The sequence below is a fragment of the Mycobacterium sp. genome (genome assembly GCF_035499775.1).
GTDB lineage: Bacteria > Actinomycetota > Actinomycetes > Mycobacteriales > Mycobacteriaceae > Mycobacterium.
On sequence record NZ_DATJYB010000047.1, the window covers coordinates 1 to 10,948 of the forward strand.

The window sequence follows — 10,948 nt, forward strand, 5'->3', positions numbered from 1 at the left end:
CGCGGCCCGGCAGGACGTCTTGCCGAGATCGACCGCGAGGATCACGGCACCCATCGTTTCATGCACCGCTTCGCCGAGCGTGGGTGATCTGGACGAAAACAAGAGTCAGCGCGCTATCCGCCGCCTCAACAGTGACAGTCCGGGCCCGTCGAGACCGTCTAACACCGCAGCGCGCCCGACCGAAGCCAACAACAGGTCGGCCGCCCGCCCACGAACTTCCTCGCCGTTTCCCCAGCTTCGGCCAATGTCCATGGCGTGCAAGCGAATACCTCGCAGTCGTCTGAGTGGCACCAGACCAATCGGCACCGGGCCGGTCAGGAAGTCCAATGCCGTCGCTGTCAACTGCGGATCTGGTTCAAAGGGCAGTCCGAGCGGGATCTTGATGTCGCCGCTGTGCGCCAACACTTCGGCCAATAACCCAGGTGCCTGTGGCGGGGGTCGCCAGTATCGATCAGATCGGCGAGGTCGCGATGCTCCTGCGCTGTCGCAGCATGGATTTGCTCGCGATTCACGGCGATGCGGCGGAGTCGATCCCGGGCACGTTGCCGACGATTTCCTTGATCTTCGCGACCAGCGCGTCGGGTGTAGTCGGATCGAAGTCCTCGCCGTTGATCCGGACCGTCGGAGTGGCGTTCACGTGTGCGGCCTTAGACATCCCCCGGACCCTTGCCAGGTACTTCCCGCTGTTGACGCAGTCTGGGACACCGCCCACTACTCCGGCCTCTCGAGCGAGTTCGATCAATCGCGCGTTGTCGGGGAAGGTCGAGCCGGATTCAGAGGGCTGGATGTTCGGGTTGAATAACGCGGTGTGGAACCGACGGAATGCGTCGATGGATTCGTCGGCGACGCAATAGGCAGCGGCCCCCGCTCGTGACGAATAGTTCTGGCTGCCACGGTCGAGAATGGCCACGAAAGAGTAGTCGGCAGCGATGGCGCCGATGTCGATGAGCTTGGACACCGTCGGCCCGAAGGTCTGCTCGAAGTGACCGCACATCGGACAGAGGAAATCCTCGTACAACGCTACGACGGCCTTGGGATCACTGGTCCCCGGATTGGTGACCAACTTGCTCGACGTCACCCGCACAGAGTGGGTATCGGGCGGTTGAGATGATCCCGGCGGCGGCGACGACGGCGCCGAAGATAATTGCGACGCTTGGTGTTTGACGAACGTGGGAATGCCGATGGCGGCGGCCGCGATCAACGCGACCAGCACAATGGCGCCGGTGACGAGTGCGATCGTGAGCCCCCGAGTCCTTCCACCGGTCGGCGGAGGGGTGGGCGGCGCGGGTAGCGGCGGCGGGGCAGTCCAGACCGGGGCCGGTAGTGCGAAGGGCTGGGCGGCGGCCTGAGGGGGTACCGGTCGCTGGATGGGGACGGTGACCGCGTCGCGGGCGGCTTCGGCGAATTCGGTTGTGGTGGAATACCGTTGCGCGGGGTCTTTGGCCATGCCGGTCGCGATGACCTGGTCAACGGATGGAGGCAGGTTCGGTTGGGCGATCGAGGGTTGCGGCGGCGGGTTGTAGAGGTGCGCGGCAACCAGGGGCGCCATGGTGTCCCCGGTAAACGGTGGTTGACCGGTCAGGCATTCATAGAGCACGCAGGCCAGTGAGTAGATGTCGGCGCGGGCGTCCTCGGATCCGGTGCCCAGGCGTTCGGGTGCGATGTATTGAAAGGTGCCGATCGTGTTGCCGGACTTGGTGAGTCGGGTTTCGTCGGCGGCGCGGGCGATCCCGAAGTCGATCAGGTAGGCGAAGTCGTCGTCGTCGAGCAGGATGTTGGAGGGTTTGACGTCGCGGTGAATCAGGCCGACCTTGTGGGCGGCGTTCAACGCCTTGGCGACCTGTTCGACGATGCGCACTGCGCGGCCGGGCTCCAGCGGGCCGGCGGCGAGCACGGTGGCCAGGTCGCGGCCGTTGATCAGCCGCATGTTCACGAACAGTCGGCCGTCGACTTCTCCGTAATCGTGGATCGGGATGATGTGCGGGCTGCTGAGTTGGGCCGCGGCTTCGGCTTCACGGCGGAAGCGTTGGACGAACGTGTGGTCTTGAGCCAGGTGCGGCGGCAGCACTTTGATGGCCACGGTCCGGTTGGTCAGCGTGTCATACGCGCGCCAGACCTCCCCCATGCCGCCGCTGCCCAGCAATTCCACCAAGCGGTAGCGCCCGAACGGGGTCCCCTCCACATCAGCCTCCTCGGCAGTCAAACTGATCCATCACACGATAAGCACGGGCGAGGCCGATCACTACTGAACTCGGCAGGTCAACAGGCGGAGGAAGCCGACGGGTTCGGCAAAGCCTTTGAGCGCGACCGTTTCTTGGCGCTGCGGCAGGTCGGCCAGTATTTCCTGCACGGCGGGATCGGTGGCCACGGCGTGGGACAGCACGACGTCGTCCCCGGCGCTCTGGCCCTGCAAGCGCGCCGCCATGTTCACCGTCGAACCGAAGTAGTCGAGGCGGTCGTTCAAGGTCACGACGACGCTCGGGCCGGCATGGACGCCGACCTTCAGCACCAGGTCGCGGCCGGCCTGTGCCGATGAGTGGATCCCCGCCTGCATGGCGAGCGCCGCGCGCAGCGCTTGCGCCGGATCGGCGAAGGAGGCCATCACCGCGTCGCCGATCGTCTTCACCACCGCGCCGTCATGGTCGCGCACGATCGCGGCCAGCAGCGTGAAGTGTTCGCGCACCATGTTGTAGGCAATGGCATCGCCCACCCGCTCGTAGAGCTCCGTCGAGCCACGCAGGTCGGTGAATAGCAACGCGACCTGGCTGACGCCGGCGTCGTCGCCCGGCCGCAACGTCGCCTCGGCGAACATGTCCCGAAAGGCCTGCAGCGAGATCACTTCCGGCGCCGTCAGCGTCTCGCGCGCCCAGGTTCGGTCCTCGATCAAGGCTGCCAGCTCGAAGTCGGCATCGTTCACGAATGTCACGCTTCCCGGCTCGCCGCTCGATTCGGCGACGCTCAGCAGTTCCACGCCCGACGCCGTGACGCGCAGGCCCGGGAAAGGCCCACCTTCGTAGTCGACGTCGACGAACCCGCCCGGGTGCAGTGTGCGCAGGCGATAGGAGCCCGACGGCAGTCCGGCGGTGACGGTGCGCCGCTCCCCCGGGCTGAGCAACAGCTGCACGGCGACGTGCTGCGTCGCCATCGGACCCGAGAGGCAGAAGCCACTGGCGGGCAACGGGCGCACCACGGGTGCCGGCGCAAACGTCAGCTCGACATTGCGCTCAAAGTCGCGGTCGTAGTCGATGTTGCACGACGAACAGTGCGCTCCGTGGGGCAACTCGGCAAGGGTATTGACGCTGACCTTGGCCCCGCGGCAATTGGGGCAGATCAGCTCCCACTTCATGCTGAAGAGGCCCGCCTTCACGGCGGCGAGGCAGGCCTCAGTTGCGGGGCGCGGGGGCACGCCGAGATCGCCGGCCAGCGTCTTGGGCCGCACCCGCGCGAGGTCGGACGCCATGCCTTGCAGCACAAGGTCGGTCAGGCGCGCGCCGAGTTCGTTGCCGTAGGGGTTACGGTCTATTTCGCGCGCCATCCCGGTGGCACGCTCGCGTGCGCCGGGGGGCAGGTCGGGCTCCGGCAAGACAAAAGGCGTCAGGCGCTCGATGGTGTGGTCTCCGCGCGCAAAGGCAACGGCTTCCACGACGCGCTTTGCCACATTCTCGCCCGCCTGGGTCGCAAGCCGCGCGCCGAACAGACGGCCAACCAAGCTCATTGGCTCCCATTCGAGCCCGTAGGTGACGTGCGAGCCCCCTTTGCCGTCCGGCTCGAGATCGAACACCGGGCCGAAACGGCGGAATGGGCCCTTGGTGAAAACGCGCGACTGCCGGAAGTGCCGACCTGAAATCCACTCGTACGGCTTTTCTTCCCACGCCAGCGCGAAGCCCGCGGCCTTGCCCAGCCCGCGGCGCACCACCGTGCCGTTGGCCTGCGGCGTCTCCTCAAGCGTGTAAGGCGGTAGCCCGAGCGCCTCGTTGAACCGGTTGGTATCGGCCAGCACCGGCCACAACTGATCCGGCGGCAGGTCGAATGTCCAGGTCCAAGTGCGACGCATCGATTGGAACTTTAGACCGATGCCGAGTCTTTCAAGCGTCGCGGCAGGTCACCGCTGCGCAGCGTCAGCGAACGCGTCGACGGCGTCGAGGTCGTATGCTCCTGCGTCGGTTCCGATTCCGCCGGCGACCTGCGCCGCGGTGGCGCATCCGAGGCGAGCCGATTCCCCGAGATCACGGCCCAGCGCGCGGCCCAGGACGAACCCGGCCGAGAACGCGTCACCGCAACCGGTGGTGTCGACCACCTCTACCGGAAACGCCGGCACTTCGATGGCTTCCTCCTTCGAAACGATCAGCGCGCCTTTGCTGCCCTGCGTGACCGCCACACAGGCGGCGCCTGCCGCGAGTAAGCGCTGCGCACCGGTCAGAGCATCCTGGGCCCCAGTGAAACCCAGCACCTGTTCGTCGTTGGGCAACAGGTAGTCGGTGTGCGGCAGGACTTCGGCAATCCACTGCAGCAACCCGGGATCCCCGGCGGCGAGAAAGTCGACGGATGTGCTGAGCCCGTTGGCCTTTGCGTACTGAAGCAACTCGCTGGCCGCCGGCCCGCCGAGAAACTCGGGACCGCCCAGGTGAAGGTGCGATGACCGAACGACCTCGTCGAAATCGAGGTCTTGCAGGGTGAATGTGGCATTGGCGCCCACGCAGTGCCAGGCAGGCCGGTCGCCGTTGGGGCGCACGGGGATGACCGATGCCGATGTCTGGGCCGACGGGTTCCGAACCAGGCCACCGACATCGACTCCTTCCCGGGTGAGCATCGCCAGCAGCGTGTCGCCCATCGCATCGGCGCCGACGGCACCGAAGCAACGGACGGTTGCCCCGAGCCGACGCAGTACGACGGCGGTACCGCCCGCTGTCCCGGCGGGGGACATCTTGATCGTCTGGACGAGTCGGCCCTGCGAGCCCTCGGGGATGGAGGTGATTCCCATGACGTGGGTGTCGAGGACGTGCACACCCACTGCCGCGATCTCGACTTGGGTCACTGCGGAATCTGCCTTCTGCATGTGCGGAGCTTATGAGTTCACGCCGGCGTCGGGCTGCGACGGGCGGGCTCAGCACGACCCGTCGGGCAGCGCAGAATAGCGGCCATGAATGGAATCGACGTATCGGTCTTCTGCCCGGCGCATCATCAGGTCGGCAATCTCGTGAAGAACGCGACCCAGATCGGGTATCGCGCGCGCGGAGGTCAGCTGCTGGCCTGGCCCCCACATCAGTCGGACTCGTGGTGGGAAGTCAAGTGTCCCGACGGCTGCCCGGGCGTGTTCGGCGGTGCTGTCAGTCCGATCAAACAAGAGGTGGACCGGCTCGCGGCTGATCCGAGCCGGACGACCGCGCACTACACGCTCAAGCAGGTGGGTTGAGGCTGGTGTTTGTGCTCGGCTCTTCGACCGAGATCGAGTTGACCTTGTTGAAGTAGTCCGCCCACGACAGGACCTCGGGATGCTCCTTGAGCAGTGTCCTGCGCTGCCGCTCGGTCATGCCGCCCCAGACGCCGTGCTCGACGTGATGGTCGAGCGCGTCGGCTCCGCACTCCTGCAGTACCGGGCAGTGACGGCAGAACACCGCTGCCTTGCGTTGTGCGGCCCCGCGCACGAAGAGTTCCTCGGGATCTGTGGTCCTACACAGCGCCTTTGAGACCCAACCACGTTCTGCTGCGACCATCGCGTGCTGGGTGCCGTGCGCAGCGACGCTGTTCATTTGCCCGGCGGTTTGTGGCGTTTCAGACAACGAGCAATTCCCTTCTACCCAGGGTGCTGTTCAAAATTCCTGGCGCTCAGCGCTGTCGGTGCTTCGCGCGGGTGACTTGGTGGATGGGGAACGACCGGCATCGGTACCCCTCTCGGCAGGCGGACGACCAATGCTTTACACCGTTACTGTCGACGAGGGCGGCCAATAGAGTAGTGGGCTACCTAAATTTCGGAGCCCGTACGGAGCGGCGCGACGACGAAGGAAATCTGCCCACTCGGTAGTGTCCAAACAATGGACATCTCCTGTGCCTTCGCAACTTCGTCGGACACTCCCGCGCACGTGGAATTGGCCGAAGCGCTCGGCTACCAACGAGCGTGGCTGTACGACTCCCCGGCGCTCTACCCCGACGTGTGGATGATTCTCACCCGATGCGCGGAGCGGACGTCGCGCATCGGCCTCGGGCCCGGGGTGCTGGTCCCCAGCCTGCGTCATCCGATGGTCAACGCCGCTGCGATCGCAGAACTGGCCAGCCAAGCGCCCGGTCGGGTGGCGGTGGCGCTCGGCTCGGGCTTTACCGGTCGATTCACGCTGGGCAAGCGGCCGATGCCGTGGCGGCAGGTGGCCGACTACGTCCGCTGCTTGAAGGCACTGCTCGCGGGCGAGACTGCGGAATGGGAGGGGGCGAAGGTGCGCATGATGCACTCGTCCGGCTTCGGCGCAGAGCGTCCGATCGACGTGCCGATCCTGATCGGCGCCGACGGTCCGAAGGGTCTTGCCGTCGCCGCCGAGCTCGGCGACGGCGTGTTCTCGGCGGCCGTCCCACAACCCGATGCCACGGACGTGGCCGACTGGCGGGCTTTGCTCGCCTTCGGCACGGTGCTCGACGAGGGTGAGGACCTGACCTCGGCACGCGTGATCGACGCGGCCGGGCCCGCGGCGGTGGTGTTCTATCACGCCGCGTACGAGCGTGGCGGAGCCGCTACGGTTGACGCACTACCGGGCGGACCGGGGTGGCGCGAGGCGATCGAGGCGTATCCCGAGGATGAACGGCATCTCGCGATCCACGAAGGGCATCTGGTGAAAGCCAACCCACGCGACGAGCCCCATGTCGGTGCCCTCATCCCGTTAGCGAGTTCCCTGGCGTTGACGGGCGAGGCGAGCGAAATACCGGACAAGGTCGCCGGACTAGCCGCGCTCGGTGTCACCGAGCTCGTGTACCAGCCGGCGGGATCTGACATCGAACGCGAGCTGCGCGTCTTCGCCTCCGCCGCCGGCCTCCCCGGCTGAAGTCCCCGGAAGCCCCCGGAAGCCTTAAGCCAAGCTGCGGCTGTCGACGTAGATCGGGATGAACAGCTCCCCGAGCAGCAGGCAGGCGAAGAACCACGCCGCCGGCGTATGAAGCCGTAACGAGCCGATCGAAACGGCAATCGGATTCCCTTGTCCCGCATGTGCTTTGGCGTCAGTATAGACCCACACGGCGGCGGCGAAGATGATGCACAGCACGAAGACAGCCATCGGCCCAGCAATCGTGGCATTCATCGGGATCGATGTCTCCAACGTCGTACCTCCTGGCGTTATGTCAGTCTGCTGATCGTACGGGTTTGCTTGGCCGTCGGCGGTGAAATGTGCCGAATTGGGTCTGGGTGCAGCGCGACATCGCCTGCGGCTCAACGCATGTGATCGCACTCGCCTACCTGCTCCTGGGTGCGCACTTGGCCTGGAATTACCGCGCGTCGCACGACGCGTTAGTGAGGCCGACGGTCACTGCCGCAAAAGGCCTGGTCAGAGACCTGCGGTAGCGATATCGCCCGAGAGCTGTAACAAAAAAGTAATGAGGAAGCCCCGAAGCTCTACGGGATGGACGTGCCTAGCCGACGTAGCGGGCGTTGCGCTCGTTGAAGAAGTCGGACCAGGACGCCACCTCCGGGTGCTGCTTGAGCAGTGCCCTGCGCTGCCGTTCGGTCATGCCGCCCCAGATGCCGTACTCGACGTGGTTGTCGAGGGCGTCCGCCGCGCACTGTTGCATCACCGGGCAGTGACGGCAGATAGCCGCAGCCTTACGTTGCGCGGCGCCTTGCACAAAGAGCTCATCGGGATCCTTTGCCCTGCATAGGCCTTTCGAGACCCACGCACGATCCTCGGCGGCCCCTGCGGGCATGTTGATGTGTACCGCCACCAGGTTCAGCCGTCGCGCGGCCGGTCGTGGTTCTGACACCGAAGCAGTTCCCTTCCTTCCGGCCGCGTGTTGCGACCGACTCCCCTGTGGAAGAAGACCCTTGCTGGGACCTGCGCCATACGATGCTGATCGGTGTGACCTGGATCTCCCCTGCGTATAAGTTAGCGGCTCGGTTTCGTTTGCGCAACGGTTTTCTGGCACGCACGTACCTAACACTGGAAGCAGGTGGCTGCGGGGGTCAGGAACCGGCGCGCACGGCGTCGATCGCGCGGTATATCCGCTGCTCACTGACCGGGCGCGGGGTGCCGAGTTGCTGTGCCCACAGGCTCACCCGGAGCTCCTCGATCTGGCGGGCGATGTCGCGTACGTCGGCGTCTGCCGCCCGCGCGCCGGGCAGCGCTTGCACCAATTCGTCGTATGCGCCCTGGACGGCGCGCACCCGCTGCATCCGCTCCCGATCCGCCTCGACCGCGTAGGGCAGCCGGTCCAGGCGCCGGTGGATTGCTGTCAGATAGCGGGTGAGGTCGGCGAGATGTGCGCCTCCGGCGGCGATGACGAACCCGGGCGGCAAGAGCCGGTCCAGCTGTCCGCGCACGTCGGCGATCGCGTCGGCCTGCGCGGGTTGCGGCTGGGCAGGCACCAGCAGTTGCACCTGCTGCGCAGCGGACAACACCTTCTCGACGCGGCCCACCATGTCCACGGTCCTCGGCAGGAGAGCCTTCGCCACGCGAGCACGCAACGCGGCGAACTCGTCGCGCGACCACACCGGCTCCGGCGCCAGCGTGTCGGTTGCGGCGTCGGCGCAGTCGTCGAGCAACGCGGAAATGGAGCCGTCCGGGTTCGCCCCGAGCGTCAGCCGTGTCCGCGGATCTAGCTGCCGCTCAACAGCTTTCACAGGCGACGTCACGCTCAGCCGCAGCAACCGGCGAGTGCCGGTCCGCATTGCACTGCCCTGCTCGACGGCCGTCGCGAACACACGCAGGTCAACCGCGCTGCCGCGGTCGACGAAAGCCGGGAAACCTCGCACGGCGCGTCCGCCAACCGTACGCTCGACTACCCGCGGGAGTTCTTCGAGGTCGTCGGGCCAGGTGCGCAACCCGAACCGCTCCAGCTCGCCGGCGACCGCGTCGGCGACGGCACGTCGAGCCGGCGCCGCCAGAGTCTCCTGCAGCACACCAAGGTCCTTGCCGCGGGCGACCTCGGTGCCATCCGCGGACTCGACGGCGAACGTCACGCGTAGATGGGCCGGCAGCTTGTCCAGGTCGAAAGCATCGGCGGGGACCAGAACGCCGGTGCGACGGCGCAATTCGCGGCGCAATGCCTCGAGTAACCGCCCTTCGGCCGGGTCGATTCCGGCCAGCACCGCGCGGGCCGTGTCAGGAGCGGGAACGAAGTTGCGGCGCAGGTCTTTCGGCAGCGACCGGATGAGTGCGGTCACCAGCTCCTCGCGCAGCGCCGGTACCTGCCAGGCGAATTCGTCGCCGCCCAGCCGCGCCAGCACATCGACCGGCACGTGCACCGTGACACCGTCGTCCACGGCGCCGGGCTCGAATCGGTAGGTCAGCGGCAGCGCGACGTCGCCGGTCGCCCAGATGTCCGGTCGATCGGCATCGGCGGTATCGGTGGCGCGCAGAAGATCGTCGCGGGTGAATGTCAGCAGATCCGGTGTCTGGTGCCGCTGTTTCTTCCACCACGCGTCGAAGTGGCGCGCGGAGACGACGTCGGCGGGCACCCGGGCGTCGTAGAAGGCGTAGATGTCGTCCTCACCGACGAGCAGGTCGCGGCGGCGCGCCCGCTCCTCCAGCTCTTCGAGCCGCTCGCGCAGCCGTGCGTTGTCACGGAAGAAGTGATGGCGGGTCTGCCAATCGCCCTCCACCAGCGCGTGCCGGATGAACAATTCCCGGGCAATCCCCGGCTCGACGCGGGCGTACCCGACGCGCCGGCGCGCGACCAGCGGCAGGCCGTACAGCGTCACCCGCTCGTAGCCCATCACCTCGCCGCGCTGGGCGTCCCAGTGCGGTTCGCTATAGGTGCGCTGCACCAGGTCCCCCGCGACCCGCTCGACCACCTCCGGCTGGGTGCGCGCAGCGGTTCGGCCGTACAGGCGACTGGTCTCGACCAGCTCCGCCACCACGACCCAGCGCGGCGGCCGCTTGGTGAGCACCGACCCGGGCGCGAGGACGAACCGCGAGTTGCGTGCACCCAGATACTCGCGCGAATCTTCTCGGCGCATACCGACGTGCGACAGCAACCCGGCGAGCAACGCCCCGTGGATCTGGGCCGGGTCGGCCGGCTGGTCGGACTCGACTATGCCTATATCGCGGGCGATGCTGCGCAGCTGCCCGACCAGATCCTGCCACTCGCGGATGCGCAGATAGTGCAGGAACTCATTGCGGCACATCCGCCGGAAGGCGTTGCCAGACAATTCCTTACGCTGCTCACGCAGATAGCGCCAGAGGTTGAGGTAGGACAGGAAGTCCGAGTGCTCGTCGGCGAAGCGGGCATGCTTCTGACGCGCGGCCTCCTCACGACCCGTCGGCCGCTCCCGCGGATCGGGGATGGTCAGCGCCGCGGTCAACACCAACACCTCCCGCACACATCCCTCGGTGTCGGCCTGCAGAATCATCCGGCCCAGCCGCGGGTCGACGGGCAGCCGCGCCAGGCGGCGGCCGAGGTCGGTGATCGCGCCCTGCTGGTCGAACGCGCCGAGCTCCTGCAGCAGCTGCACACCGTCTCGGATGCTGCGCTGGTCCGGCGGGTCGAGGAACGGGAACTTCTCGACGTCCCCGAGCTGCAGTGCGGCCATCTGCAGAAGCACCGCGGCGAGGTTGGTCCGCAGTATCTCGGGCTCGGTGTAGCCGGGGCGGGCCGCGAAGTCCTCCTCGGAATAAAGGCGGATGCACACACCTGGCGCGACCCGACCGCACCGGCCGGCCCGCTGCGCCGCGGACGCCTGCGAGATCGGCTCGATCGGCAACCGCTGCACCTTCAAGCGACGGCTGTAACGCGAAATGCGGGCGGTGCCCGGGTC

Annotated in this window: 8 protein-coding genes and 2 pseudogenes; 3 read left to right on the top strand and 7 right to left on the bottom strand. The window is 66.9% G+C overall.

Translation table 11 applies throughout. The features are described 5' to 3' along the window. Positions 1–508: 508 nt before the first annotated feature. From VML93_RS02985 to VML93_RS02995, 3 genes and pseudogenes are all read right to left on the bottom strand, one after another. Positions 509–2,182, bottom strand: a complete 1,674-nt coding sequence (locus VML93_RS02985) for a serine/threonine protein kinase PknE (protein ID WP_325607528.1) — start codon at positions 2,180–2,182, stop codon at positions 509–511. Positions 2,183–2,242: 60 nt separating this feature from the next. Beyond that, the gene (locus VML93_RS02990) at positions 2,243–4,054 is read right to left on the bottom strand and encodes an adenylate/guanylate cyclase domain-containing protein (protein WP_325607530.1); all 1,812 of its coding nucleotides are present in this window, start codon (positions 4,052–4,054) and stop codon (positions 2,243–2,245) included. Positions 4,055–4,102: 48 nt separating this feature from the next. Next, positions 4,103–4,894, bottom strand: a pseudogene (locus VML93_RS02995) (carbohydrate kinase family protein); the annotation flags it as partial. On the opposite strand from VML93_RS02995, the pseudogene VML93_RS38470 reads away from it, so the two are divergent. Together VML93_RS38470 and VML93_RS03000 are read left to right on the top strand one after the other, a co-directional pair. Then, positions 4,860–4,958 (top strand): annotated as a pseudogene (locus VML93_RS38470) (hypothetical protein); the annotation flags it as partial. The pseudogenes VML93_RS02995 and VML93_RS38470 overlap by 35 nt on opposite strands. Positions 4,959–5,140: 182 nt before the next feature. After that, positions 5,141–5,413 carry a hypothetical protein gene (locus VML93_RS03000; protein WP_325607536.1) on the top strand — a complete coding sequence of 91 codons (273 nt, stop codon included), beginning with the start codon at positions 5,141–5,143 and terminating at the stop codon, positions 5,411–5,413. On the opposite strand, the gene VML93_RS03005 is transcribed toward VML93_RS03000, so the two are convergent. Then, positions 5,397–5,750, bottom strand: coding sequence for a WhiB family transcriptional regulator (locus VML93_RS03005; RefSeq protein ID WP_414686268.1), 354 nt, complete (start codon positions 5,748–5,750; stop codon positions 5,397–5,399). The two genes, VML93_RS03000 and VML93_RS03005, sit on opposite strands and share 17 nt — an antisense overlap. A gap of 282 nt (positions 5,751–6,032) precedes the next feature. On the opposite strand from VML93_RS03005, the gene VML93_RS03010 reads away from it, so the two are divergent. Beyond that, positions 6,033–7,028, top strand: a complete 996-nt coding sequence (locus VML93_RS03010) for an LLM class flavin-dependent oxidoreductase (protein WP_325607538.1) — start codon at positions 6,033–6,035, stop codon at positions 7,026–7,028. A gap of 24 nt (positions 7,029–7,052) precedes the next feature. Here VML93_RS03010 and VML93_RS03015 read toward each other — a convergent pair whose 3' ends face one another. From VML93_RS03015 to hrpA, 3 genes are all read right to left on the bottom strand, one after another. Continuing rightward, entirely contained in the window at positions 7,053–7,298 is a 246-nt protein-coding gene (locus tag VML93_RS03015; protein ID WP_325607540.1) for a hypothetical protein, read from the bottom strand. Positions 7,299–7,608: 310 nt separating this feature from the next. After that, positions 7,609–7,956, bottom strand: a complete 348-nt coding sequence (locus tag VML93_RS03020) for a WhiB family transcriptional regulator (protein WP_325607542.1) — start codon at positions 7,954–7,956, stop codon at positions 7,609–7,611. A 199-nt stretch (positions 7,957–8,155) separates the two neighbouring features. Next, positions 8,156–10,948 (bottom strand): ATP-dependent RNA helicase HrpA (gene hrpA / locus VML93_RS03025; RefSeq protein ID WP_325607544.1); only part of this gene is annotated, 2,793 nt, incomplete at its 5' end.

Coding starts and splice junctions, on each gene's coding strand:
- VML93_RS02990 (WP_325607530.1), bottom strand. CDS start 4,054: ATGCGTCGCACTTGGACCTGGACATTCGACCTGCCGCCGGATCAGTTG.
- VML93_RS03000 (WP_325607536.1), top strand. CDS start 5,141: ATGAATGGAATCGACGTATCGGTCTTCTGCCCGGCGCATCATCAGGTC.
- VML93_RS03005 (WP_414686268.1), bottom strand. CDS start 5,750: ATGAACAGCGTCGCTGCGCACGGCACCCAGCACGCGATGGTCGCAGCA.
- VML93_RS03010 (WP_325607538.1), top strand. CDS start 6,033: ATGGACATCTCCTGTGCCTTCGCAACTTCGTCGGACACTCCCGCGCAC.